At 68.5% G+C, this 24,071-nt stretch carries 24 protein-coding genes; 12 read left to right on the forward strand and 12 right to left on the reverse strand.

Features of this window, described 5'->3' with window-relative positions; genetic code table 11:
* Positions 1-6 precede the first annotated feature (6 nt).
* Genes ON26_RS22120 through ON26_RS22145 form a run of 6 tightly spaced genes read right to left on the reverse strand, consistent with a single transcriptional unit; the run spans position 7 to position 6,629 of the window.
* Positions 7-561 carry an acetyl-CoA carboxylase biotin carboxyl carrier protein gene (locus ON26_RS22120; RefSeq protein WP_040798151.1) on the reverse strand — a complete coding sequence of 185 codons (555 nt, stop codon included), beginning with the start codon at positions 559-561 and terminating at the stop codon, positions 7-9.
* On the reverse strand, positions 558-2,303 hold the full coding sequence (locus ON26_RS22125) for a pyruvate, phosphate dikinase (protein ID WP_051027359.1): 1,746 nt from the start codon (positions 2,301-2,303) through the stop codon (positions 558-560). The genes ON26_RS22120 and ON26_RS22125 overlap by 4 nt, the downstream gene beginning before the upstream one ends.
* Positions 2,300-2,908 carry a hypothetical protein gene (locus tag ON26_RS22130; RefSeq protein WP_040798152.1) on the reverse strand — a complete coding sequence of 203 codons (609 nt, stop codon included), beginning with the start codon at positions 2,906-2,908 and terminating at the stop codon, positions 2,300-2,302. Before ON26_RS22130 ends, ON26_RS22125 begins: the two co-directional genes overlap by 4 nt.
* Complete coding sequence (locus ON26_RS22135; RefSeq protein WP_040798153.1) at positions 2,901-4,400, reverse strand: class I adenylate-forming enzyme family protein; 1,500 nt, start codon at positions 4,398-4,400, stop codon at positions 2,901-2,903. Before ON26_RS22135 ends, ON26_RS22130 begins: the two co-directional genes overlap by 8 nt.
* Positions 4,397-5,908, reverse strand: a complete 1,512-nt coding sequence (locus ON26_RS22140) for a hypothetical protein (protein ID WP_040798154.1) — start codon at positions 5,906-5,908, stop codon at positions 4,397-4,399. Before ON26_RS22140 ends, ON26_RS22135 begins: the two co-directional genes overlap by 4 nt.
* A gap of 10 nt (positions 5,909-5,918) precedes the next feature.
* Complete coding sequence (locus ON26_RS22145; protein WP_040798155.1) at positions 5,919-6,629, reverse strand: PEP-utilizing enzyme; 711 nt, start codon at positions 6,627-6,629, stop codon at positions 5,919-5,921.
* A 185-nt stretch (positions 6,630-6,814) separates the two neighbouring features.
* On the opposite strand from ON26_RS22145, the gene ON26_RS22150 reads away from it, so the two are divergent.
* The 5 genes from ON26_RS22150 to ON26_RS22170 all read left to right on the forward strand — a co-directional run bounded on the left by ON26_RS22150 (position 6,815) and on the right by ON26_RS22170 (position 12,252).
* On the forward strand, positions 6,815-7,594 hold the full coding sequence (locus tag ON26_RS22150) for a helix-turn-helix transcriptional regulator (protein WP_040798156.1): 780 nt from the start codon (positions 6,815-6,817) through the stop codon (positions 7,592-7,594).
* 147 nt (positions 7,595-7,741) lie between these two features.
* Positions 7,742-8,125, forward strand: a complete 384-nt coding sequence (locus ON26_RS22155; protein ID WP_040798157.1) for a PEP-utilizing enzyme — start codon at positions 7,742-7,744, stop codon at positions 8,123-8,125.
* Complete coding sequence (locus ON26_RS22160) at positions 8,122-9,315, forward strand: hypothetical protein (RefSeq protein WP_040798158.1); 1,194 nt, start codon at positions 8,122-8,124, stop codon at positions 9,313-9,315. Before ON26_RS22155 ends, ON26_RS22160 begins: the two co-directional genes overlap by 4 nt.
* On the forward strand, positions 9,312-11,027 hold the full coding sequence (locus ON26_RS22165; protein ID WP_040798159.1) for a PEP-utilizing enzyme: 1,716 nt from the start codon (positions 9,312-9,314) through the stop codon (positions 11,025-11,027). The genes ON26_RS22160 and ON26_RS22165 overlap by 4 nt, the downstream gene beginning before the upstream one ends.
* A gap of 76 nt (positions 11,028-11,103) precedes the next feature.
* Positions 11,104-12,252: an Rv3169 family protein gene (locus tag ON26_RS22170; protein WP_083884283.1), complete on the forward strand. Its 1,149-nt coding sequence runs from the start codon at positions 11,104-11,106 to the stop codon at positions 12,250-12,252.
* 109 nt (positions 12,253-12,361) lie between these two features.
* On the opposite strand, the gene ON26_RS22175 is transcribed toward ON26_RS22170, so the two are convergent.
* Entirely contained in the window at positions 12,362-12,940 is a 579-nt protein-coding gene (locus ON26_RS22175) for a TetR/AcrR family transcriptional regulator (protein WP_040798160.1), read from the reverse strand.
* A gap of 101 nt (positions 12,941-13,041) precedes the next feature.
* Between ON26_RS22175 and ON26_RS22180 the strand changes: the two genes are divergently transcribed.
* The gene (locus tag ON26_RS22180; protein ID WP_040798161.1) at positions 13,042-14,181 is read left to right on the forward strand and encodes an acyl-CoA dehydrogenase family protein; all 1,140 of its coding nucleotides are present in this window, start codon (positions 13,042-13,044) and stop codon (positions 14,179-14,181) included.
* On the opposite strand, the gene ON26_RS22185 is transcribed toward ON26_RS22180, so the two are convergent.
* A complete protein-coding gene (locus tag ON26_RS22185) occupies positions 14,156-14,854 on the reverse strand; it encodes a lysoplasmalogenase (protein WP_083884284.1) in 699 nt (232 codons plus the stop codon). The two genes, ON26_RS22180 and ON26_RS22185, sit on opposite strands and share 26 nt — an antisense overlap.
* Positions 14,855-15,151: 297 nt before the next feature.
* Between ON26_RS22185 and ON26_RS22190 the strand changes: the two genes are divergently transcribed.
* The 3 genes from ON26_RS22190 to ON26_RS22200 all read left to right on the forward strand — a co-directional run bounded on the left by ON26_RS22190 (position 15,152) and on the right by ON26_RS22200 (position 18,703).
* Positions 15,152-16,414, forward strand: coding sequence for an MFS transporter (locus ON26_RS22190; protein WP_040798162.1), 1,263 nt, complete (start codon positions 15,152-15,154; stop codon positions 16,412-16,414).
* A gap of 241 nt (positions 16,415-16,655) precedes the next feature.
* On the forward strand, positions 16,656-18,239 hold the full coding sequence (locus tag ON26_RS22195) for a GMC oxidoreductase (protein ID WP_040798196.1): 1,584 nt from the start codon (positions 16,656-16,658) through the stop codon (positions 18,237-18,239).
* Complete coding sequence (locus ON26_RS22200) at positions 18,236-18,703, forward strand: hypothetical protein (RefSeq protein WP_040798163.1); 468 nt, start codon at positions 18,236-18,238, stop codon at positions 18,701-18,703. Before ON26_RS22195 ends, ON26_RS22200 begins: the two co-directional genes overlap by 4 nt.
* 57 nt (positions 18,704-18,760) lie before the next feature.
* Here ON26_RS22200 and ON26_RS22205 read toward each other — a convergent pair whose 3' ends face one another.
* Both ON26_RS22205 and ON26_RS22210 read right to left on the reverse strand, forming a co-directional pair.
* Positions 18,761-19,717 carry a DUF1214 domain-containing protein gene (locus tag ON26_RS22205; protein ID WP_040798164.1) on the reverse strand — a complete coding sequence of 319 codons (957 nt, stop codon included), beginning with the start codon at positions 19,715-19,717 and terminating at the stop codon, positions 18,761-18,763.
* A 195-nt stretch (positions 19,718-19,912) separates the two neighbouring features.
* A complete protein-coding gene (locus ON26_RS22210; protein ID WP_040798165.1) occupies positions 19,913-20,350 on the reverse strand; it encodes a carboxymuconolactone decarboxylase family protein in 438 nt (145 codons plus the stop codon).
* Positions 20,351-20,577: 227 nt separating this feature from the next.
* Between ON26_RS22210 and ON26_RS22215 the strand changes: the two genes are divergently transcribed.
* Positions 20,578-20,976, forward strand: a complete 399-nt coding sequence (locus tag ON26_RS22215) for a DUF4870 domain-containing protein (RefSeq protein ID WP_051027361.1) — start codon at positions 20,578-20,580, stop codon at positions 20,974-20,976.
* Positions 20,977-21,170: 194 nt separating this feature from the next.
* Here the strand turns inward: ON26_RS22215 and ON26_RS33545 are convergent, their stop codons facing one another.
* Both ON26_RS33545 and ychF read right to left on the reverse strand, forming a co-directional pair.
* A complete protein-coding gene (locus ON26_RS33545; protein ID WP_157171978.1) occupies positions 21,171-21,461 on the reverse strand; it encodes a hypothetical protein in 291 nt (96 codons plus the stop codon).
* A gap of 92 nt (positions 21,462-21,553) precedes the next feature.
* Positions 21,554-22,633 carry a redox-regulated ATPase YchF gene (gene ychF, locus ON26_RS22220; protein WP_040798167.1) on the reverse strand — a complete coding sequence of 360 codons (1,080 nt, stop codon included), beginning with the start codon at positions 22,631-22,633 and terminating at the stop codon, positions 21,554-21,556.
* A gap of 110 nt (positions 22,634-22,743) precedes the next feature.
* Between ychF and ON26_RS22225 the strand changes: the two genes are divergently transcribed.
* Positions 22,744-23,583 carry a helix-turn-helix domain-containing protein gene (locus ON26_RS22225; RefSeq protein WP_040798168.1) on the forward strand — a complete coding sequence of 280 codons (840 nt, stop codon included), beginning with the start codon at positions 22,744-22,746 and terminating at the stop codon, positions 23,581-23,583.
* 10 nt (positions 23,584-23,593) lie between these two features.
* Positions 23,594-24,031, forward strand: a complete 438-nt coding sequence (locus ON26_RS22230) for a VOC family protein (protein WP_040798169.1) — start codon at positions 23,594-23,596, stop codon at positions 24,029-24,031.
* The last annotated feature ends 40 nt before the right edge of the window (positions 24,032-24,071 follow it).

Raw genomic sequence — 24,071 nt, forward strand, 5'->3', positions numbered from 1 at the left:
GGAGGCCTAGTCATCGGGCCGGACGAGGAACAGGGGCTGACCGAACTCGACCAGTTCGGCGTCCTGGGCACGCACCGCCACGATCTCCCCGGCGACCTCGCTGACGACCGGGTTCATCAGCTTCATCACCTCGACGATCGCGAGCTGGTCGCCGGCTTCGATACGCGACCCGACCTCGACGAACGGGCCGGACCCCGGCTCGGGCGCGACCCAGAACGTGCCGACCGTCGGCGAAGTCACCGCCACCAGTCCGGTCTCGTCGAGCGGGGCCGACGCGACCACCGGCCGGGTGGTGGCGGGCGTCTCTGCGGGGACGGAGGCGGGGGCCGTGCGGGACTCGGCGGGACCGGCCGCGGACTGTCCGACCCGATCGGGAGCGGACGCGGCGGCAGGCGCGGGCGGTGGCCCGTTCTTACCGACCGCCACCGTGACACCGCCGACGGTCAGCCGCATGCTCTCCCACTGGGAGCGCTCGAATGTCCGCAGGATCTCGGCGATCTCCGCCGTTCCGATGCGCGGAGTGTCGGACTCCCCCGCCTGCCGAGGTGTCGCTGTGGTCACTGTGCTTCCTTTCGATGCGCGATCGCGGCCAGCAGCACCGGCAGCGGATTACCCGAGACGATCACCTCGACGCCGGCGTCCAGCGCGGCCCGGACACCGGCATCGGTGTCGAAATACGCACCGCACACCGCGGCCGTTCCGGCGGGGACCTCCGGGCTCTCGGCGCCCGCGGCCAACGCGGCGTCGGCGTCGAAGACCGGGCCGAGCGCCTGCTCGACCGTCGGGACGACCCGCACCGGCGACAGCTCCCGCGCCCAGCCGAGCAGCGCGAGCAGATCTTCGTCACCGTCGACGGTGGTGGCCCGGCCGCCGATCTCGCCGTCGAAGACCCGCGCACCGGTCGCGTCGACGGTCACCACACGCCCGACCAGAGCCTCGACCGTGCCCGGCCCGCAACCGACCACGCAGGGCGTGTCCAGCGCCCGGCTGACCACCGCGGCGTGCGAAGTCGAGCCACCGTTCTCGGTGACCACGGCCGCGGCGGCGATCATGCCGTGCACATCCTCGGGGCTGGTGGACTCGCGGACCAGGATCGCGCCCGGAATCTGTTGCGCCTGCTCGGCGGTGGCGACCGCGAGTCCGACGGCATAACCGGGACTGGCACAGATCCCGGCGGCCAGCGGTTCGGCCGCACCCACCTGGTCGGCGTCGATGGACGGACGCAGCAGATGCCGGATCTGCTCGGCGCTCACCCGCGCGCAGGCGGTGGCAGGCTCGATCACCGACTCCGCCACCAGCGCGGTGGCCAGCCGCACCGCCGCGCGTGCGGTGCGCTTGGCCGGGCGCGACTGCAACAGATACAGCGTGCCGTGCTGGACGGTGAACTCGATGTCCTGGGCGTCGCGACCCTCCTGCTCGAGCAGGTCCGCGGCGGCGATCAGCTCATCGTGCAGGTCGGGCCGGTGCTCGGCGAGCCAGGACAGCGGGCGCGGGGTGACCCGGCCCGACACCACGTCCTCACCCTGCCCGCGCGGCAGATACTCGCCGTAGGGCTCTCGGTGGCCGGTCAGCGGGTTCCTGGTGAACAGCACGCCGGTCCCGGAGTCGTCGTCGAGGTTGCCGAACACCATCGCCTGCACGGTCACCGCGGTCCCGAGGGAATCGGGGATGCCGTAGTGCGCGCGATAGGCGTTGGCGCGACGTGACCTGCTGGAATCGAAGACCGCCGCGACGGCCTGGCGCAGCGCTTCCATCGGATCGGCGGGCACCGTCGCACCGGTCTCGTCGGCGATGGCCGCCTGAACGGCCGCGGTGTCGGGCAGGCCCTCCAGATCCTCCAGGCAGCCCGCGACGAGCTTGCCGTACAGCGCGCAGAAGCGGCGCCGGACATCGGCGGCGAACTCGGTGCTGCCGGATTCGGCGGCCAGCGCCGTCTCGGTCTCGGCGTTGATCCCGAGATTCAGGATGGTGTCCATCATGCCCGGCATCGACACGGCCGCCCCGGAACGCACCGAGACCAGCAGCGGGGCAGGCCCCGCGCCGAACGTGCGTCCGGTCTGCTGCTCGAGATAGCGGATGCCGTCGCGAATCTCGTCGAACAGTTCCTCCGGCAGGGCGCGACCGCGGGCGAAGTACTCGGTGCAGGCCCGGGTGGTGATCACGAAGGCCGGGGGCACGCGCAGGCCGAGGCGGCTCATCCGCCACAGGCTCCATGCCTTGCCGCCCACGAGTTCCCGCGCCGGCTCCTCGACGAGCTCGGTGATCCGCAGCACCTCGCCCGCATCGATCACGTGCGCGCTCATTCGTCGCGCTCCTGGCCCATGACCCGCAGCAGGTGCTCGTGCATCTGGTACCAGACGGTGTGGTAGCTGTCCACGCGCACATTGCTGACGTAGTCGTGGTCGCCCTGATCCACCAGGCGCAGTGCGGCGTCGAGACGCCCGATGAACCGCTTGGTCAGCGGATCGGCGTCGGCGAACGGACTCAACACCGACTCGGCGCGTTCGTGCAGCCGGGCCAGCCGGTCGATCACCGCGGCGTCGTAGTCGGCATCGGAATGATCGTTGGGCTGCTGGGCGCCGTCGACGGTCACCGTCTGCCAGGTGGTCATCAGCGACAACATCTGCTTGTTGATGCCCCGCTCGAAAGCGGCCAGCGTAGTGAGCAACTCCTCGCTCGCGCGTTCCCCGGCGAAGGCCACCGGATACACCTCGTCCAGGTGCGCGCGGCCGGCCGGGGTGATCATCGCGGCGCCGCGCGCCGCGACGGCCTTGCCGTCGGTCACCGCCCGGCCCAGGTGGGCGTCGATCTCCTCGGCATCCAGATCCAGGATGTCGGCGAGCTGTGCGCTGGTCGCCAGCTGGCGCAGGGTCAGGCCGTGCAGGACGAAGTCGGCTGTATCAAGCATTTTCGGTAACCTCCTGGGTGCTGTGCATGACTTCCCGGACGGTGCGGCGCAACGACTTGCCGACCGGACTCTTGGGCAGCTCGTCCCAGAGTTCGATGTGCTTGGGGCGCTTGAAGTCGGCCAGTCGCTGGGCGCAATGATCGAGCAGGGTCGCGGTTTCGACCGGCTCCCTGACCACGACGGCGGCCGAGACCCGCTGTCCCCATTTCGGGTCGTCGATGCCGACCACCGCGGCCTCCCGCACCGCCGGATGCGTGAGCAGGACGTCTTCGACCTCACGGGGGTAGACGTTGAATCCACCGCTGATGATGACGTCGTGACGGCGGTCGAGCAGGTAGAGATAGCCGTCCTCGTCCAGACGGCCGATGTCGCCGGTCCGCAGCCAGCCGTCCGCGCCGAGCGTCTCGGCGCTCGCCTCCGGCCTGCGCCAGTAGCAACTCATCGTGTGCGGGCCGCGGGTGACCACCTCGCCCGCCTCACCCGGGGACAGTGAAACACCCTGCGCGTCACGGATGTCCACCTCCACGAAGGTGTAGGGCTTGCCTGCCGAGTCGAGGCGTTGCGGCGTGTGTTCCCACGGTTGCAGGCAGGTGATCGCCAGCGGCGCCTCGGCCTGACCGTAGAGCTGGGCGAAAACCGGTCCCAGTGTCTCGATGCCGCGGGCGAGCAGGGCCGGGGCGATCGGGGCGCCGCCGTAGCACAATCGCTCGAGCCGCAAGCGCTCCACGCCGGCGGCGGTGTCCTCGAGCAGCATCGAGATCATGGTCGGCACCATGAAAGTGGTCGTCGCACCGTGCGCGACCGCCGCGTCGACGAATGCCCGCGGACTGAACTTGGGCAGAATGACGTTGGCCGCGCCCTTGATCAGATGCGGCAGGAAGAACGCGCCGCTGCCGTGGGTGATCGGGGCCGCGTGCAGCATCACCGAATCCGGGCGCAGGTTAGGCAGCAGATCCACCAGGAAGTTGGCGATCTCGGCGAGTTCGCTGCGCGTGGTGAGCACCACGGCCTTGGGCTTGCCCGTCGTGCCGCCGGTGTAGGCCAGACGCAGCGGCGCTTCGGGATCACGCGCGATCCGGCACGGGGCCGGATCGGCGGTTCCGATCAGCCCCGGCAGTTCGGCCATATCGATCACGAACTCGGTCGGCGCGGGCACGCGACCCGCGGTGACCAGGGCACGGGCCCGCGAATCCTCGATCTTGTAGGCCAGCTCCACATCGGTCTCGCGGCCGTTGAGCGCCACCCGGACCAGGCCGGCCTTGGCGAGCGCGTAGTAGGTGACGACGCCGTCGATGCTGTTGGGGGCCAGTACGGCCACGTGGTCGCCGGGTTCGAGGCCGCGCGCCAGCAGGGCGTTGCCCAGCCGGTCGGTGAGCCGGTCGAACTCGGCGAACCCGACCCGGCGCGCACCGTCCACCAGTGCGGGCGCGTCGCCGAAGGTCCGTCCCGCCCTGGCGATCAGGTCGCCGATCTGCAGATGCTGCCCACTCACCGGCGGTCCTGCCCCGCGGCTGCCGGACGGCTGATCCGGTAGAGATCGGCCGCCAGCTCGGTGTCGTGATTCCACTTCACCCATTCCTCGTCGAGGTAGCGGTATTTCGGGTCGTGCACGGCCGGGGCGAAACCGCGTGCGCGCGTGTTGTATTCGTCGATGCCGATCCGGCCCGCACTGGTGGTCCACAGTCCGGTCTTCGCCGGCAGGCTGGTCCATCCGCTGAGCTGATCGCCCACGGTCGGGGCGTAGTCGTCGCCGGAGAGCACCGAGAACGGCACGCCGCTGAGCATGTGCTGGTTCAGCCCGGAGTAGCGGGCCATGACGTAGGGGCTGGCCTTCTGCTGCGGCATTCCCAGCAGGCCGACGAGTTCGGCAAGGTCGTCGCGGGCGTATTCGTCGTTCATCAGGGTCTTGAACCGCTGCGTCCGCGCGTCGAGCTCGAACCAGTCCGACTGGCGGTAGGTACCGGCCAGATGCGCGAAGTCCTTGCCGACCGAGGAGTAGACCAGCGCGCCCGCGTCGATCATCTGCTCGCGGCTCCATGTCGAGATCCGCTTCCACAGATCGGCGGTGGCTTCGGCGAGGATGTCGCGATACTGCTCCATCGTCTCGGCGAGCACCTCGGCGTTGTCCATGCCCACCGGCACATAGCCGTCGGTCAGCGCGTCACTGGTGTACATGCCGACGGCCGCGATGTTGTTCGCGTCGTAGCTCGGCTCGGCTTCGAAGGAAGCCCAGTCGTCGACCAGCCGGAAGTCGGTGTCCTTGAAGACGATCGGGATCGTCAGGTTGTTGTGCGGCAAGGTCACCGCGATGCCGTCGAGCCACGGGTAGTCGCCCTCGGTGAGGTCGAAGAAGTCGCGCACCAGCAACTGGCGGTTCTCGCCCCACCGATAGGGGCCGCTGTTGTGGATGCCGACCCGGCACTCGCAGTGCGCGAGGAAGGCGTACTGCGACAGCTGCGCGAGCAGCTTCACGGTCGCGGTGTGCAGCCGGTCGCCTGCCGCGACGCCGAGCAGTTGTTCCTTGAAGCCGTCCAGAGTCCGCTCGGGCAGGAACTGCGAACGGTCGCCGAATTCCTTGTTGGTGAGGTGGCCGTCGTTGCGGTGATAGGAGAGATTGAAGCGGCGGCTGAAGTCGAGCACGTCGAGCACGTCTTCGACCGCGTCCTGCGGGCGGATGAGCCCCCAGCTCAACAGCATCTCGCGGCCGAGCAGGTAGAAGGTGGGCATCCCCCATCCGGCGTTGACGGTGTCGACCTTGAAGCTGGCCTCGCGGACCCGGTCGCCCAGCTCCTCGGCCGGGGTGACCGCGTCGATCTCCCGCAGCAGCGTCGGCAGTCGGTAGAAGCTGTTCAGATAGGACAGCAGCATGTACGGGTTCATCGGGAACAACTTCGATTCCTGCACCGTGCGGGTGATGCACAACCAGTAGGTGGTGTCACTCAGATTGCGCAGGAAGCTGTTCGATTCCAGCAGGTCGATGTAGCGCAGTTCTCGTGCCATCGCGGGTTCCTCAGCTCTGCAGTTTCCAGATTCGGGCGTGACCGGTGTCGCCGGTCTCGTAGGCGTCTGCGGCGGGCGGGGCCGCCGTGGTCTCCAACTCGACGCGATCGCCGTCTTCGAGACCCTCGATCCGGCAGTTCATGAGCGTCGGCACGTTGTACTCGCGGGCCAGGATGCCCAGGTGCGATCGCACGGTCCCACCCAGGCAGATGACCCCGTGGAAGCCCTCCAGGATCGGCGCGGTCAGGGTGCCGCCGGAGTCGTCGATCACCGCGATGGTGCCGGGGGGAACACCGTCGGTGAGCAATTGCATGACGTGCTCGATGCGCGAGATCCGCAGCACGGTGCCGACGGTGTTCTCGGCAGTCGCGATGACGTTGTCGCCGCGCCCCCGCAGTCCTTCGTCCGCGCCGTCGTCGTCGACCACGAAGGTCTTGCTGCCGGCCTCGAGCTTGCGGTATTTCTCCGGCTCGGCATCGAGCGAGGCGGTGGCGGAGAACTCGAACCGGTAGCCGCTGTCGAGCACCTCCTGCTCGATCGCCCGCGCGTCCTCGGCGGAGAAGAGCTCGGCCGATCGGGTGAAGACATCGGTGGCCCAGTTCAACTCGAGTTCCGCCGCGCGGCGGGCAACCAGCTCGCGAACCGCGCGGTTGTATCGGCTCGGGAGCGGTAGGGTCTCCCCCGCTCCCCACTTCGGGACGGTGGCCGACGGATCCGCCATAGCTGTGCTCCTTCGTTAGTCAGCGTCGGGCTGATCGCATCACCCCCGAATGGTGGCATTTCCCCTGGTCAGAGGGATGTGATGGCGTCAGCGCCGGATGGTGATGTAAATCTATGAACCGGGCCGCATGTGATGTAGTCCACATTGGGGGACACTTTGGATGGCCCGGGCACAAGGAGTACGAGATGACAACGACCAACCCCTGGGTACCGTCAGCAATCCTCGATGTGACCGACTACCGACGGGCATTCGACATCGTCGCCGGCTGCCACGACGCCTCCACGCTCACGGAATTCCGTGAGGGCCTGGTGGATTCGCTGTGCAGGCACCTGGACGTCGTCAACGTGTCGTTCTTTTCCGGAGCCACGTTCAACCTCGTCTTCGAGGACGCCGCACCGCTCACCGAGGGCACGACGGCGAAGATGCTGCCGGAGTACCAGGAACGATGGGCCAGCCACGACGTGTTCGGCTCGCCGGCCGCGGTCCGGCAGCTGATGCGCAGCTCGGTCGCCTCACTCAACGAACTCACCGATCAGGGGCGCCTTCCCGCCGCCTCGATGGCCTATATCCGCCACTTCCTGCAGGGGCGATGGAACGTGGGTTCGGCGGCCGCCATGCGGCTGCCCCTGGCAGGCGGGCGCACCGCGCTGGTCGGCATCTTCGGACGCACCGAGGCCGAGCTCGGGCCACACGAACTCGGTGTCCTGCGCCTGGTCGGACGCCAACTGGCCCCGGTGACCAAGCGCCTGCCCGTCGGACCGGAAGTCGCGGCGGTCAGCCGGCTGACCGGACGGCAGCGTGACGTGATCCGGCTCGTTGCCGACGGCCAGAGCAATGCCGCGATCGCCGAGATCCTCTGCATCGCGGAGGATTCGGTGAAGAAGTACGTGACCCGCATCCTGCAGCAGACGGGTTGCCACTCCCGTCTCGAGCTGGCACTGGTCGCCCGCGAAGCCGGTTTCTGACACCGCGTGGCCGAACCGCTCCGGGCCGTCGGGCGCCGCCGCGCCCGGCGGGCCGGGAGACCCCTGTCCCCCAAAGTGCACTTCCAGTCTCTGTGATCCAGTTCATATTCTGCCGGAGCTTGCAATATCCGCAGAAAGGATCGGCACTTGACGACGAACCCTGCACCGCACGTCGGCACCGGCGTGAATCTCTTTGCCACCGAGGACATTTCCGGTACGGCCCGATGGTTCGAGAACACCACCGACGTCCTGTCCATCGATGACGAGGACCTGCCCGACACGATCGCGTTCGTGCACAAGGGCGGGATGACCTTCCTGTCCCCCATCCTCCCCGACCTGAAGGCCATCGTGTGCACGGCGGGCAGCCGGGAATCGCATCTTGCGATTCTGTCGCGGGAGTCGGCGGTGCCGTGTGTGCTGGCCGCCGACATCACCACCGAGATTCCCTCGGGCGCCCGGGTCCGGCTCGGTCTGTCCGACCCCGACAACGCCACGATCGACATCGTGACCACCCCGGCGGTGGCCTCATGACCGCCGCCACCTCGGTCAGCACCCGAGTCCTCACCGACCCGGACTACGAGCCCACGCTGCAGGAGTGGAACCAGCTCGTCCTGCAGGGCGGGCGCGCCTACAAGTCGGAACTGGCTCGGCGCACCGTCTTCGAGTCCGAACTGTTCGGCATGAATACCTACATCGTCATGTCGATGATGGAGGACTACCTCCGGGTGCCCGACCGCCTGCGCGTCATCACCGAGCACGCCTCCCCCGAGCAGCTCGTGCGCAGCGGGCTCCCGATCGGCTCCAAGCGCAGCTTCATCAATCTGGCCGCGATGCCCCTGCACTACCTGACCGGCCGTGAACTGTTCGTCGATCTCGGCGAGAACACCCTGGCCGACGGCCTGGAGGACACGCTCAGCGTGCTGCGTTTCTGGCGGCGCGCCACGATCGCCATGCGCACCGACGGCGCGCTGTTCAACATGGACGCCGAGCCCGCCAACAGCTCGCATGTGGTCGGCCCCGATCTGCTCGCCGCCATCCGCGCGCAGCTGGAGCCGAACGACGCGGCCACCACCGCGCTGATCCGCAAGTTCGCCGCGCGGCTGACCGCGTACGCCTTCCTGGAGAACTGCGACGCCCGCACCGCCGTCTGCGACACCGGGCCCTACGATCTCGGCGACGGCACCTTCCTGGCCCTTCGCGAGCTGTGCTGCGACGGCGACGGCGACTTCCCGTGGCTCGACGGGATCAGGGACACCCTCCCCGAGCACCACTTCGTGCTCGCCTACCGGCTGCCCGACACCGTGGTGATGGACAACAACGTCTGGGGCACCGCCTGGTTCACCCCGAGCGACTACCTCGGCGACATCATCGAGGCCAGGGTGTTCGCCTCCAGGAACGGCGAGCTGCGCGCCCTCTCCCAGGCGGAAGTGAGCGAGCTGACCGGGCACATCCGTGCCGCGCACCGCACGCTGTACGCGCGCCTGGCCGAGACCGACCCCGAACAGCGCAACCTCTACGCCACCCAGATGTACAGCTGGAAGCTGAAGGCGTGGGCGCGCATCGCCGGTTGCTACGACAAGATCGACTGGTCGATCAGTCCCTCGATCGTCGATTCCTACCGGCGGTTCAGCGACCCGAAGGTCGCACTCGGGCTGATCGGCGGGATCTTCGTGCCCGCCGATCGCGACAGCTGCTTCCGTCCGATCGGAGCGCAGTCATGACCACTTCGGCTCCCGGCAAGTGCGCCGGAACGAGCGCGTTCGACTTCGGCGTCACGCGCGGTCGCATCAGAGCGTTTCGTGCCCCCGACGATGTGATCGACGTATTCGGCGATGAGCTCGACGATGTCATCGCCCTGGTGGAATCCGGTGGCACCACCTTCCTCTCGCCGATCCTGGGACGGCTCGGCGGGATCGTGTGCACCTCGGGCACCACGCGCTCGCACCTGGCCATCGTCTCGCGCGAGTACGGCGTGCCGTGCCTGCTCGCGGTCGATCTCGACGGCTGGGAACCGGCGGACGGCACGCACGTGCTGCTCGAGTCGTCGGCTTCCGGCGACGGCTGGCTCAGTCTGTCGACAGATGCGTCCGAAGCCGCACCCGCGGAACAGACGCCGCCCCCGCCCGCGCATCGTTCCGCCGGCACCGGACCGGTCCGCCGATTCACCTCCGCGACCACCGGTTCGGCGGTCGAGGACTGGTGGAACTACCTCGGCACGGTCGGCGACGACATCGGGTGCAAGCCGTTCCCGTCCTCGGTCGGCGCGGACACCGTGGCCGAACTGTGCGCCCAGCGCATGTCCGACGAGCAGCTCGAGGCCCTGGTCCTGCACATGGGCCGGTCGTTCAAGCCGGAGATGACCCGCAGATCCGGCTTCACCTCGGAGATCTTTCCGATGATGCCGTACATGTCGATGTCGGTGATCGAGGATTTCCACAGCTATCCCGCCCGGATTCGCGCCATCGACGCCGCCGTGCCCGCCGAGGTGCTCGGCGCACGGCTGCGGGAGAACGCCGGGCTCGTCAGCCCGCTGTGGATCTGGATGGTCGGCTACCACTATCTGTGTGGCCGCGAGTTGCTCATCCACATGGGCAAGCTGGCGCCGAGCGACGATCTGGACGATGTCCGCACCGTCGTCGACTTCTGGCGGCGCCTGACCCTCGCCCACCGGGGCGACGGCACGCTGGACTACAAGGACGCCGGCTTCACCAACCGCTATCTGCCCGAGGCGGTGGTGGCGCAACTGCGTGGCACGTGCCGTGAGCTCGACGCCGCGACGAGCAAGCAGCTCCGGCAGCTCAACGCGGCGCTGTCGGGGTACTGCTTCATGTACTTCACCGACTCGCGGGTGGGCATCTGCGACAACGGCCCTTACCCGGCAGGCGACGGGCAGGCCACCCTCGTGCGCGATTTCCTCAGTCTCGATACCGGTCCGTTCGAATATCCGTGGGCGCGCGAGAGCGATCCGGGGGTGGCCGGGGTGACCTTGACCCTGACCTACCCGGTCGACGCGTTCGAGGACTTCGAGATCAATGACTGGGGAACCACCTTCACCGAACCGGAGCAGTTCCTGGCCGCGGTCACCAGCGCCTCGGTGACCGCGCGCTACGCCGACGGCACCAGCGCCGTGCTGCCGCCCGAGCAGTGGTCCGAGCTGGCCGACCGGCTCGGCGCCGAACATCTGAAGCTGTATCGGCGCTTCAGCGAGATGGACCGCGCCGAGCGCATTCTCGCCGCCACCCGGATGTACTCCTGGGGTCTGCGACCGTTCGCCCGGCTGGCCGGGGTGGCGGACACGGTCGACTGGTCGTTCTCGGATCGGACCATGGCGCTGTTCCCCGAGCCGCTCGGCGACGACGACCAGGCGGCGGCGATTTTCGGCGGCGCGCTCGTCGCGCACTCGCGGCCGAGCGCGTTCACCGGCCTGCGGTGAGCCGACCAGAGCTTTCCAGCTCTCGCCCCCTCTTTTCCGACGGCTCGGCGCCGTCACTTCCAGAAAGGTCAACGCTATGCGCCAACCCATGCAGTACGTCACCCCCGCCGACGAGTATCTGATCCATCAGACCCCCGACACCTTCGCGACCGTCTCCCACGCGGATCTGGCCTGGACCGAGAAGGTGTGGTGCTCGTTGTTCGCCCGCGACGGCTCGCTGCAGATCGATTTCGGCATCGGCAAGTACCACAACCGCAATGTCATCGACGGCTTCGCCGGCATCTCCCGCGGCGTGGAACAGATCACCGTGCGGGCCAGCACCGAACTCGACCTCGACCCCGAGCGCGTCGGAGTGGGGCCGCTGGATTACGAGATCATCGAGCCGATGCGCAAGGTCCGCTGCATCCTGCGCGAGAACGATGTGCAGCCGCTGAGTTTCGATGTCACCCTCACCGCGATCCTGCCCCCGTTCCTGGAACGCAAGGACGCCCAGCGCGGCATGGACGGCTTCCGGATCGCGTCGGATCTGCGGCGCTTCCATCAGCTGTGCACCGTGTCGGGCTGGGTGCAGATCGACGGTGAGCGCGTCGAGATCACCGACGAGACCTGGCTCGGCTATCGCGACCGGTCATGGGGCGTGCGCATGGACGTCGGTGTCCCGGCGCCGGACGTCAAGGCTCCCAACCGGATGAATCAGGACTTCATCCTCACCTGGAGTCCGATGTACTTCCAGCCTGCCGACGGCAGCGATCCCTACGAGATCCACCACTACCTGCAGTGGGTGGACGGCGAGGTGCACTACTTCTCCGGTTTCGTCAATCACGCCGACGGACGTCAGGAGCCGCTGCACGGCATGGTCGACGATCTGAAATACGATCCCGACACCCGGCGGCTGCTCGGCGGAACCCTGACCTTCGACGCGGGCTGGGGCAAGAACCGCACGGTGGAGATCGCGCCGGTATCCGACACCGGGTTCCACCTCGGTACCGCGAACTACTTCGGGTTCAAGGGCGACCGGCACGGCAAGTGGAACGGCGTGGACCACCTGTCCGGCGAACGCTACGCCGATATGACCGACCGGGACACGATCCTGGAGGCGCATCAGTTGCGCGACTGCGTGATCAGGACGCAGGAAGGTGACGCGACCGGCTTCGGCATCTTCGAGTCGATCGTCATCGGCGATCACCCCCGCTACGGACTGCGCGGGGAGAACTCCTTCCTCTGATCGGGAACGACGGCGGCCCGGCGCGGATCACGTGCCGGGCCGCCGTCCGTTCTCCACCTCCGGGCTAGCCTCTCCCCTCGCGACTGCGCTCTCGGTTCGTCGGGCCGCGCTACCGGCTGACGCCCGCGGTGAGGATGGCAGCCAGTTCGCGGTAGGCGCTCGCGTCGTCGAGCCCGGTCTCGGCCCGCACGCCGCCGCGCTGGATGCGCGCCATCATCGTCGCGGCGAGATCGGCGGCGAAGGCGGCGTGCACGCCCCGGAATTCACCGGTGGCGACGCCGTCGGCGATCAGTTCCCGCACTCGGCGGGCGGCGATGCGGGTATTGCGCTCGTATACCTCGCGGGCGGGCGCGAAGCCGTCCAGGTCGGCCATGAACCGCTCCGATGCCTCCGACAGCGCGTCGCCGACCGCCGTCAGATACGCGGCGATCCGCTCGCGCGGCCCGGTCGTGGCGGCCACCGTCGCCTCGACCCGCTCGGTCGCGCCTTTGAAGAAATGCACCGACGCCGCCGTGACCAGTTGCTCTTTACTTCCCGCCAGGGTGTAGAGGGTCGACTTCGAGCACTTGAGCCGCGCGGCGATCGCATCGAGGGTCAGGTGCGCGAAGCCTTCGGCGAGAAAGAGCGCGACCAGCGCGTCGAACAGTTCGGTGCGGCGGGCGGTCGCGAAGGACGAGCGGTGCTCCATACGCCTGATAGTACTGGCGGACAGGTTGCAGTACTGACCTTCCGCCAGTACTCTGAGACGGCCCAGAGTACTGGGCTGCGTACCGCTTCGAGGAGGATCCTGTGGCCGTCGACCGACTCCTGCCCACCGACGAGGCGCGGGACCTCATCCAGCTCACCCGCGAGATCGCCGACAAGGCGCTCGCGCCGATCGTGGACGAGCACGAGAGGAACGAGACCTACCCGCAGGGCGTATTCGCCACCCTCGGCGAAGCCGGCCTGCTGAGCCTGCCCTATCCGGAGGAATGGGGCGGCGGCGGTCAACCCTACGAGGTCTACCTGCAGGTGCTCGAGGAAATCGCGGCCCGCTGGGCGGCGGTGGCGGTGGCGGTCAGTGTCCACAGCCTGGCCTGCCACCCGCTGATGGCCTTCGGCACCGAGGCGCAGAAGCAGCGGTGGTTGCCCGACATGCTGGGCGGCGCCACCATCGGCGCCTACAGCCTCTCCGAACCGCAGGCCGGCTCGGACGCGGCCGCGCTCGCCTGCAAGGCCACGCCCGCCGACGGCGGATACCGGATCAACGGCGCCAAGGCGTGGATCACCCACGGCGGAATCGCGAACTTCTACAACCTGTTCGCCCGCACCGGCGAGGGCTCCAAGGGCGTCTCCTGCTTCCTGGTGCCCAAGGACACCGAGGGCCTGAGTTTCGGCAAGCCCGAGGAGAAGATGGGCCTGCACGCCGTGCCGACCACCTCCGCGCACTACGACAACGCCTTCGTGCCCACCGAACGCCGCATCGGCGCGGAGGGCCAGGGCCTGCAGATCGCGTTCAGCGCGCTGGATTCCGGTCGCCTCGGGATCGCCGCGGTCGCGGTGGGTCTCGCCCAGGCCGCCCTGGACGAGGCGGTTGCCTACGCGCGGGAACGAACCGCGTTCGGCCGCAAGATCATCGACCACCAGGGTCTGGGCTTCCTGCTCGCCGACATGGCCGCCGCCGTCGACTCCGCACGCGCCACCTATCTCGACGCGGCCCGCCGCCGCGACGCCGGTCTGCCCTACTCCCGCCAGGCCTCGGTGGCCAAGCTGGTGGCCACCGACGCCGCCATGAAGGTCACCACCGATGCAGTCCAGGTGCTCGGCGGCTACGGCTACACCCGCGACTTCCGGGTCGAGCGCTACATGCGGGAAGCCAAGATCACCCAGATCTTCGAGGGCACCAACCAGATCCAGCGGCTCGTCATCGCCCGGCATCTGGCGGGCTAGCCGCGGTCGCCCCGGACTCATCCCCCCGGGGCGCCACCGACTCCACCGAGCGACTCCGGACGGCGAGCACCAGCAGCACCTGCCCGATCACATAGGTGAGCATCACCCAGAACGAGTGCGCGGGCAGTTCGACACCGGCGAAGGCGCGTACCGCGATCAGGGAATCCGACACCAGGAAGATCGCGCCGCCCACACCTGCCATCGGTCCGAGCCCGGTCGCCAGCACGGCCATGGTCACCAGCGCCATGCCGTAGATCAGCACCGGTACCAGCAGCGGGCCCGCGTCCCGGCAGAGCACGACCAGCACCACGAGCGCGGCCACGTAGATCGCCACTGCCGCGGGGCGGACGAGCAGCGAGTGCTTGCGGGAAGGCCAGAACGCGACGGCATAGCACACCTGCGCCACCAGGAAGCAGCCGACCAGCGACAGGAATCCACCGTCGCCGTCGACGAACCGCGGCACCGTGTCGCCCAGCCACGAGAAGAACAGCGCGAACAACACCAGGCCGACGAGTCGCCCACGCGGACGGCTGGTTCCGGCGAGCAGCGCGGCGGCGAGCAACAGCATCAGCAGGACCTGCGTGATGTCCGCGACGAGCCCCTCCGGCGCGGCCGACCGAGCGACCAGGTGAACACCAGTGACCACCGCCAGTGCCCCGAGAGCGATCGGCATCAGCCCGGATGCACCCGGAGCCGCCGACGAACTCGATCCCGACGAACCGTCGATCACTCGCGCATCACTCCCTTCCACGCGCCGCTTCCGCCATCCCCGGAAGCAGGGGCAGAAATCCTTGTCGAACAACACGTTTGGCATCCACATCAATTGCTTACCGGGCTCGGGCCATTCGCGAAAGCCGACGGCAGCGTCGCGCCCCGGCGGGCCGACACCGCGTGACGACCGTTCGCCGGATCCGCCGCGTCGCCGTTCCGGGCGAACAGAGGTCCGGGCCGGTCTGTCAGGATTGTCCGTATGAGCACAGCGGCCCGGGCCGGCATGATCCCCGTCGGCACCCTGCTCCTGTTGTCCTCCCTGTATTTCGCCCAGGGCCTGCCGTACGGCTTCTTCACCCAGGCGCTGCCGGTCGTGCTCCGCGAATCCGGCTTCACGCTGACGGAGATCAGCCTCACCGGAGTGCTGTTCGCACCGTGGGGACTGAAGTTCCTGTGGGCGCCGTATGTGGATCACTACGGCACCCGTCGCCAATGGTTGTTGTCGCTGCAACTGGCGTCCGCGGCGGTGGCGCTCGGCTTGGCCGGTCTGGACCTGTCGTCGTCGTTGCGGTGGCTGTTCGTGGGCATCGCGGTGGTCAATCTGGTGTCCGCGACGCAGGATGTCGCCACCGACGGGCTCGCCGTCCAGTTGCTCGGACCGCAGGAGCGCGGGCTGGGCAACGGGATTCAGGTCGGCGCGTACCGGATCGGCATGATCGTGGGCGGCGGCGTGCTGCTGTGGCTGTTCGCGCTCGCCGGCTGGCGCAGCCTTTTCTTCGCGATGGCGATCCTGTTGCTGGTCACCGTGATCCCGGTGTGGTGGCATCCGCAGACCTCGACTCGCGGCACCCCGCGCCCGCCGCGAACGCGACCGGTCGCGTTGGCGACCGACTGGTGGACGCGTCTGCGCAGGCCGGGCATGCTCGCGTTCATCCTGCTGATCGGCGCGTTCAAGTTCGGCGATTCGATGGGCTCGGCGATGGTCGGCCCGTTCATGTCCGACTCCGGCCTCACCCTGGGACAGATCGCGCTGGTCAAGGGCGTGCTGTCCTCGGTCGGCGCACTCGCGGGCGCGGCGGCGGGGGGCTGGCTGTGCTTCCGGCGCGGACGCCGTCAGGCCCTGCTCATCGGCGGCATCACCCAGACCGCGAGTCTCGCCCTGTACCTGATCGCCGCGCTGGGCGTCGGCGGATTCGGGCTGATCGTCTCCGCGAGCCTGGCCGAACACATCCTCGGCGGCGCCGCCACCGTCGCGGTGTTCACGCTCATGATGGATGCCTCGGAGCAGGATCACGCGGGCAGCGACTACACCCTGCTCGCGTGCGCGGTCGTGACGGTGCAGGGGCTGGCCGGCTTCGCGGCGGGCGCGGTCGGCGACACTCTCGGCTATCCGGCCCTGTTCGGAACGAGCCTGGTGCTGTCGGGGATCGGTTGCGCCGCTCTGATCGTCGCGATCGATCGCGGCCGGGGGCCGGGCGGCGTCCACGATGTGTGGGCCGAGCCCGTCCCCGCTGCTCGGTAGCGCCGAACAGCCATCGTCGCGGCGGCGCTGTCGTGCTCGTACATCGCCTCCGCGGCCTGGATCGCGTCGGACGGCGCCGCCGACCCGGCCGGACTCCACGACGCCGTCAGGGCGGTCCGGGGCCGAATCGGCACGATCGCTCCCCGTTTGCCGCACCGGCGCGGATTCCCGAACGCAGGGCGATCTGCGTCGATGCCGATCGACCTCCCGGCGTCCGGCGACGACGCTTATGCTGCTCGCCATGCAGAACCGCACGGCCGAGTACGACAGCGACGTCATCATTGTCGGCAGCGGTTTCGGCGGCGCCGTGAGTGCGCTGCGACTGGCCGAACAGGGCCGCAGCGTGATCGTCCTCGAGCAGGGCCGCCGCCATACCCGCGACGATTTCGCGGCCGCCCGCCGCGACCCGCGCAAATACCTGTGGATGCCGGAACTCGGGCTGCGCGGCTTCTTCTGGCAGCGCGTCCTCGCCCACGTCGGCATCATCGGCGGCGCGGGCGTCGGCGGTGGCAGCATCGTCTGGGCGGGCGTCCTGCTCGAACCCGAGGACGAGTTCTTCACCGATCCGGCCTGGCCGCGATCGCCGACCGGCTGGCGTGCCGAACTGGATCAGCACTACAAGACCGCGGCGCGCATGCTCGGCCGCACGGTCTCCCCCTTCGCCGGCCCGATGGACGACCACCTGCGAGCCACGGCCGAGACCCTGAACGCCGGCGACACCTACGGACCGACCCCGATGGCCATCTACTTCGGCGAGGAGGGCGTGACGGTTCCCGATCCCTTCTTCGGCGGCGAGGGCCCCGAACGCACCGGGTGCCGACTGTGCGGCGCCTGCCTGATCGGCTGCGCCTACGGCAGCAAGAACACCCTCGACCTCAATTACCTCTGGCTGGCCGAGCGTCGTGGCGCCGAGATCCGCGCCGGACAGCGGGTGACCGGCGTGGCCGAAGTGCCCGGCGGCGGCTACGAGGTCCGCACCGCATCGGGTGCGCGACTGCGCGCACCGGAGGTCGTACTGGCAGGCGGTGTGCTCGGGACCGTCGAACTGCTGTTCCGCTCGCGCGAGGCCGGGCTCCTCCCGCGCGTGTCCGACCGGCTCGGGACCGGCGTGCGCACCAATTCCGAGGCGATCACCGCGGTCCTCGCCGACGACCCCGACACCGACTTCACCCGCGGCCCCACCATCTCCAGCGAGTTCTACCCGGACGCGAAAACCCATGTGACACAGAACCGCTACGTCGGCGGCTGGCACATGCGCTTCCAGGTCGGCCCGCTGGTCGACGGCGACGACCCCGCGCGCCGGCGCCGCGCCGCGTTGCGCACCCTGCTCGCCCACCCCGTGCGGCAACTGCGCACCACCTTCGCCCGCAACTTCATCGAACGACTCAGCGTCTTCACCGCCATGCAGAGCGTCGAGAACGAGATCCGCCTCGTGTTCGACCGGTCCCCGGTGCGCCCATGGCGCCGGGTCCTGCGCTCGCGTTCCGTCACCGGAAAACAGGCCCCGAGCTATCTCCCCCAGGCGAACGACGTGGCCCGCGCCTTCGCCGCCTCCGTCGGCGGCCGCCCACTGAACCTGCTGCTGGAGAGCATCGGCGGCAAGTCCATCACCGCCCACATCCTCGGCGGCGCGGCGATGGGGCACGACGCCACCGACGGCGTCATCGACACCGACCACCAGGTCTTCGGCCATCCCGGCCTGTATGTCGTCGACGGCTCGGCCGTGCCCGCCAATGTGGGCGTCAACCCCAGCCTCACCATCACCGCGATGGCCGAACGATTCGCCGCCCGCTACGCGGCCCGCACCGAAAGAGCTGTCAGTTGAACGCATCCCGTCCGGAACTCCCGCGGTCCCTCTCCGAGTTGCGGGCCCTGTTCGCCGGCCTGCCGGTCGGTGCGGCGCCGGTGACCGGCACCTACCGCGCCGAGTTCGTCGGCCCCGGCCCGCTGCGGGTCGCCGCGCCGCGCGCCATCGCCCTCGGCGGGATGCGCAGGTGGCACGGCAAGCGGTTCGCCGGCGACGGCACCGCCGTCAACGTGCTCCGCGCGCCCGGCGACGGCGCGGGTCTGGTCGAGCATCTGCCCATGACCGTGGCGACCGAATCCTCCTGGCTCGACGGCCAACCCGCGATCGTGGTGTCCTACGGCGGCAGCGGCCCGATCCCCTGGCGATGGGTTCGCGACGAATTCCGGGTGCTCGATGAGAACACCCTGCTCGGGCTCACCTTCGTCGGCGGACCGTGGTCGCGAGTCGCCGCCGCGCCGTTCCTGCTCATCCGCGAGGACTGATCCGGGCGACCGCTCATGGGGATGTGACGCCGACGCCTTCCGGTACGCCGGCCGACCTCAGCGCTTGCCGACCGGCACGAGTGCCGGCGGCTGCCACCGGCCGGTGCGGATCTCCGCGCGGGGCCGGTAGAGGCGGATGAGGTAGTTCCAGCCGTCCGGGGTGACGATGGCGTTCGGCGGGACATCGCTCGCATCCGGCGGGATGAAGCGGACGGTGATCGAGCCGTCGTCGTTGCGCACTCCGGTCACGCTGTTGACGCTGTACAGATCCTGGTCGTTCGGCTCGAAGAAGCCCTTCGCGTTGTAGACCGACACCGACCAGAACGCATCGACCGGGACGTCGGAGAAGACCAGCTCGTACTCGCCTGCCGGGACGTTCGGGTCCACACCGATGTACGCCGCCTCGGTGCTGGGCAGCCCGCCCCACCCTGCCGCACACCCGATCAGGTGACGGACCGGGTCGACCTCGTCCCGGGTGCCGAACATCCGGTCCATATCGGTCAGGCCACTGGCCAGCGCGAGCAGCGCGTCTCGTGTCGCGTCCAGACTCTCGAGATCGTAATCCGGCATGACGAATGCCTCCGACGCCCCGGGGACTATCGCGAGCCCGTCCTGAATCGACGCGACGGCGGCGATGTCCGCGTCGTCGGTCGGATCGACCAGCACGCGAACCGCGACGAGCACATAGCGCGACCCGCACCGATCGCTCGAGAGAGTGTGTTCGCCGGACTCGTGGATGACCTCGCTCACGAAGTGGTTCTCGTCGACGATCATCGCCGAGAGGTACCGGCCACCCGCATCGGGCAGCACGAGCCGGGCCGGCCGAGCGAGGTCGACGACCACGAAGCTGTACAGGGTGTCCCGATTGAGCCTGATGACCGTCTGCTCGTCGATCCGGGCCGGTGTCCGATTGTGCCGGAATTTCCCGATACCCCCGGCGGCCGCCTGGATATCGGCGAACATCCGATGGGTCTCTGCCTGGACGAAGTTGTCGACATTCACGTGCACGGCCATCGTGTGATCACCTTGCCTACTCGGGTGGACCAGACCTTGTTCGAGAGAGCGTGTTCATCGAATCGCCCACGTCACCGTCGGTCATGACGTGGCACTTGCCTTTCCACCCGGACATTACCCGCGAGTCCCACGGAAGCCGTGGACCCTGGCACAGCCGAATCGCCGGGTGGCGCCACCCCGTTCGCCCGGTGCACGTCACGGGGCAACGGGATAGTGGCTGCGAATGGCGAGCCGGTTCCAGGCGTTCATGACGATCGCGAGCCAGCTGATCGCGGAAACCTGCTCATCGTTCAACGAACCGTCGTCCCAGTCCCGGCGCTCCGGCACCGGCAAGCGGGTGACTTCCTCGGCCAGAGCGAGTGCGGCGCGCTCCTGCTCGGAGAAGTACTGCGACTCCCACCAAGCTGCCAGCACCGCGAGGCGGTCGGTCGTTTCCCCCTTCGCGAGCGCGTCACGGGTGTGCATGCGCAGACAGAACGCACATCCGTTGAGCTGTGACACCCGGATCTTCACCAGATCGCCCACCAGAGGATCGAGTCCGGCCCGCGCGATCGCCTCGTCGGATTCCTTGTTCAGCGCCAGAACGCCCTTATAGGCGGCGGGGTGCTGCTTACCGATATTGACCTGCGTCATTCTCGAGCCTTCCATCGCAGGGGCAGGCCACCCGGCCCGCCCGCCCGGACTCACGGAAACGCAATACACCGATCGTATCGCCGTGCCCGCCCAGGGCATCGTCGGCGAGCCGTCCCAGAACGGATGGTCCTGGTCGACGGAGCGGCAGCCGACGTCCTCGCCGATCCGCTGGGGGTTCGTGCCGAACTTGGGATCGGTAGGTGGCGCGCGTGGCATCTACTCACCCCATGACATCTTCTCCACCTCCTGACAACCAACCGCAGTCCGCCGGCTTGGACAAAAAGACCAGCGCGATCCTGTCGTACGCGCTGGGATGGCTCACCGGAATCATCTTCCTGTTCGTCGGAAAGGACGATCCCGATGTGAAATTCCATGCCTCGCAATCGATCGTCTTCTTCGGTGCGGTATCGGTGGTCGATACTGTGCTGAGCATCGTCGGCTCGCTCCTCGGAGTCCTGGGTATCATCTTCAGCCTCGCCGGACTCGCAGTCGCGGTATTCGCCCTCGTCGTCTGGATCATGGCCATGGTCCAGGCGAACAACACCGGCGGTGTCCGCGCAGAACTTCCCATTGTCGGAAGATTCACTGCCCCATATGCCGATCAGTTGGCGAACGCCGTCAAGTAGCGGAACATTCGAAGTCCCAGCCGGTTCTCGTCATCGAGGATGCTGTCGGCCCCCCTGCCGATGGCCAGTTGCGACAGTCGGAGATCAACGGCCCGAGCCTATCTCGGGCCGTTGATCTCCGCGCGGAACGTCCGACAATGCCGATTTCAGGAAGCGACGAGCAGTCCCTGGAACTGCTGGCCGGCTGAGATCGCTCAGCGGTCGACCTGGTTCGAGCCGAACCGGATCTCATCCAGCGACTGGCTCGAACCGCCGTTCAATCGCATGAATTGTTCTGTGGCCGCACAGGTTTGGACCGCCTCTTCACGCACGCCGCGAATCCGGCAACCGCGTACGACAACAAGTCGCGCGGCAGTTTCCAGTAGCCGGCTACCGCCGGGGCGCCCGTCGAATTCTTTCTCGGTGTTACCTCTGGCGGCACGCGCTGCATAGCCGCGTCCGGCACTTGATGTGGCGACATCGTGGGTCTGCTCGGACTGCCACATCTACCGTTCGAGGCCTGCCGGCCGCGGCCAAGGACAGGCTCATTCAGAACGTCCGACCACCAGGTGCAACGCCCCCGCTTACTTCGTCGCAGCTAGACGTTGAAGCGGAACTCGACCACGTCACCGTCGGTCATGACGTAGTCCTTGCCTTCCATGCGCACCTTGCCCGCCGCCTTGGCAGCAGCCATCGAGCCGGCCGCGACCAGGTCGTCGAAGCCCACGACCTCGGCCTTGATGAAGCCGCGCTCGAAGTCGGTGTGGATGACGCCCGCCGCCTTGGGTGCGGTGTCGCCCTGGTGGATGGTCCACGCACGCGCTTCCTTCGGGCCTGCGGTGAGGTAGGTCTGCAGGCCGAGGGTGTGGAAGCCGGCACGGGCGAGCGCGTGCAGGCCTGGCTCGGTCTGGCCGATGGATTCCAGCAGCTCGGCGGCGGATTCGTCGTCGAGTTCGAGGAGTTCGGCTTCCACCTTGGCATCGAGGAAGACGGCGTCGGCGGGGGCGACGGCGGCCTTCAGCTCGGCCTTTCGGTCCTCGTCGGTGAGGACGGATTCGTCGGCGTTGAAGACGTAGAGAAAGGGCTTGACGGTGAGCAGGGACAGTTCCCGCAGCAGTTCGGTGTCGACGTCCTTCTGGGCGGCGAAGAGGGTGCGGCCGCTGTTGAGGATCTCCTGGGCAGCCTTGGCGGCGTCGGCGACGGGCTTACGGTCCTTCTTGACCTTGGCTTCCTTGTCGAGGCGGACGACCGCCTTCTCCAGGGTCTGCAGGTCGGCGAGGATGAGTTCGGTCTCGATGACCTCGATGTCGGCGAGGGGGTCGACGCGGCCGTCGACGTGGATCACATCATCGTCGGCGAAGACACGCACGACCTGGCAGATGGCATCGGCTTCGCGGATGTTGGCGAGGAACTTGTTGCCCAGGCCGGCGCCCTCGGAAGCGCCCTTGACGATGCCGGCGATGTCGACGAAGGAGACGACGGCGGGGACGGTGCGCTCGGAGCCGAAGATCTCGGCGAGCTTGTCGAGCCTCGGATCGGGCAGGGGAACGACGCCGACGTTGGGTTCGATGGTCGCGAACGGGTAGTTCGCGGCCAGCACGTCGTTCTTGGTCAGCGCGTTGAACAGCGTCGACTTTCCGACGTTGGGCAGGCCGACGATTCCGAGGGTGAGACTCACGAGGATGGGAGTCTACGCGCTCGCGCGGGTGCGCCGGTCGCCGCATGGCCCGAGGCGGAAGCGAGCGCAGGAACCTGTCGGGGCGGGTGCGGCGGGCGTAGCGTGGGCGCATGGAGCCGACCACCGAGGTGGTGATGGCGCGGCCCGCTCCCCCGCTGGCCGGGTTCATCGACCAGTACGTCGGATATCGGATGACGGGCTACGCCCCGGGCCTGCACCGGGGCTTGCCCTCACGCCATCAGACCTTCATCGTCGCGATCGGGCCGACCATCGACGTGGTCGCGCAGACCGACCGCACGCAGGGCCCCGGCGACTACCGCTGTGTGCTCAGCGGGTTGCAGGCGAGCAGTGCGGCGATCGCGCACACCGGTCACCAGGAAGGCGTGGCGATCGAGCTGACGCCACTGGGCTGCCGCACGCTGTTCGCGCTACCGGCGGGGGCGCTGTGGAATACGACGCTGGAATGCGCGGATCTGGTGGGACCGGTCGGAGACGAGCTGTGGGAGCGGCTGCAGGGGCCCGCGTCGTGGCGCGCGCGGTTCGCGGTGTGCGACGAGGTGCTGACCCGGCTGGCGTGTCCGGATCGGCTGGTGGGGCCGGAGCTGACCTGGGCGTGGCGGGCGGTGGTGGACAGCGCGGGCGCGGCGAGCGTGTCGATGCTCGCCGAGCGGATCGGGTGGAGCAGGCAGCACTTGACCAGGCGGTTCTCCGCCGAGTTCGGGTTGGCTCCGAAGCTGGCCGCGCGGATCACGCGGTTCGAACGGGCACGGCGGATGATCGCCTCGACGCCTTCGTTCGTGACGCTCGCTCAGGTGGCGGCGAGCTGCGGATACTACGACCAGGCGCATCTGAATCGGGATTTCGCCGATCTGGCCGGGTGCAGCCCCACGACATGGCTGGCCGAGGAGGAGATTCCATCCGTCCAAGACGAGACGGGGGCGCTCGGATGAGGCTGGAGCCATGACGAATTCAACGCAGACCACGACTTCGACGCAGACCACGACAACCGGCACCGCCGTCTGGCCGTGCCTGAGCTTCCGGGACGCGCACGCCATGATCGCGTTCCTGACCGAGGCGTTCGGCTTCGAGAAGCGCGCCGTCTACACCCGCGAGAACGACCAAGCCGTCGTCGAGCACGGCGAACTGCGCTGGCCGCTGGGCGGCGGCGTGATGTTCGGCTCGGCAGGCAAGGACGACACCCCGTTCGGGCAGCGCACGCCGGGAAACGACTCGATCTACCTGGTCTGCGAGGACCCCGACGGGCTGTTCGCGCGAGCCACCGCGGCCGGCGCCCAGATCGTGCGGGAACTCCGCGACGAGGACTACGGTTCCCGGGGATTCACAGCCCGTGACCCCGAGGGCAACCTGTGGAGTTTCGGCACATATCGGGGCGAGTAGCCCCGCGCCATCCGATACCTTGGGAAGCGTCTCGGTGTCA

Origin of the sequence: Nocardia higoensis NBRC 100133, from assembly GCF_000308595.1 — a bacterium.
Classification (GTDB): domain Bacteria; phylum Actinomycetota; class Actinomycetes; order Mycobacteriales; family Mycobacteriaceae; genus Nocardia; species Nocardia higoensis.

Coding starts and splice junctions, on each gene's coding strand:
- ON26_RS22230 (WP_040798169.1), top strand. CDS start 23,594: ATGACGAATTCAACGCAGACCACGACTTCGACGCAGACCACGACAACC.
- ON26_RS22175 (WP_040798160.1), bottom strand. CDS start 12,940: ATGGAGCACCGCTCGTCCTTCGCGACCGCCCGCCGCACCGAACTGTTC.
- ON26_RS22210 (WP_040798165.1), bottom strand. CDS start 20,350: ATGACGCAGGTCAATATCGGTAAGCAGCACCCCGCCGCCTATAAGGGC.
- ON26_RS22190 (WP_040798162.1), top strand. CDS start 15,152: ATGAGCACAGCGGCCCGGGCCGGCATGATCCCCGTCGGCACCCTGCTC.
- ON26_RS22165 (WP_040798159.1), top strand. CDS start 9,312: ATGACCACTTCGGCTCCCGGCAAGTGCGCCGGAACGAGCGCGTTCGAC.
- ON26_RS22225 (WP_040798168.1), top strand. CDS start 22,744: ATGGAGCCGACCACCGAGGTGGTGATGGCGCGGCCCGCTCCCCCGCTG.
- ON26_RS22130 (WP_040798152.1), bottom strand. CDS start 2,908: ATGCTTGATACAGCCGACTTCGTCCTGCACGGCCTGACCCTGCGCCAG.
- ON26_RS22150 (WP_040798156.1), top strand. CDS start 6,815: ATGACAACGACCAACCCCTGGGTACCGTCAGCAATCCTCGATGTGACC.
- ON26_RS22170 (WP_083884283.1), top strand. CDS start 11,104: ATGCGCCAACCCATGCAGTACGTCACCCCCGCCGACGAGTATCTGATC.
- ON26_RS22140 (WP_040798154.1), bottom strand. CDS start 5,908: ATGGCACGAGAACTGCGCTACATCGACCTGCTGGAATCGAACAGCTTC.
- ON26_RS33545 (WP_157171978.1), bottom strand. CDS start 21,461: ATGTGGCAGTCCGAGCAGACCCACGATGTCGCCACATCAAGTGCCGGA.
- ON26_RS22185 (WP_083884284.1), bottom strand. CDS start 14,854: ATGCCGATCGCTCTCGGGGCACTGGCGGTGGTCACTGGTGTTCACCTG.
- ON26_RS22215 (WP_051027361.1), top strand. CDS start 20,578: ATGACATCTTCTCCACCTCCTGACAACCAACCGCAGTCCGCCGGCTTG.
- ON26_RS22145 (WP_040798155.1), bottom strand. CDS start 6,629: ATGGCGGATCCGTCGGCCACCGTCCCGAAGTGGGGAGCGGGGGAGACC.
- ON26_RS22160 (WP_040798158.1), top strand. CDS start 8,122: ATGACCGCCGCCACCTCGGTCAGCACCCGAGTCCTCACCGACCCGGAC.
- ON26_RS22205 (WP_040798164.1), bottom strand. CDS start 19,717: ATGGCCGTGCACGTGAATGTCGACAACTTCGTCCAGGCAGAGACCCAT.
- ON26_RS22125 (WP_051027359.1), bottom strand. CDS start 2,303: ATGAGCGCGCACGTGATCGATGCGGGCGAGGTGCTGCGGATCACCGAG.
- ON26_RS22195 (WP_040798196.1), top strand. CDS start 16,656: ATGCAGAACCGCACGGCCGAGTACGACAGCGACGTCATCATTGTCGGC.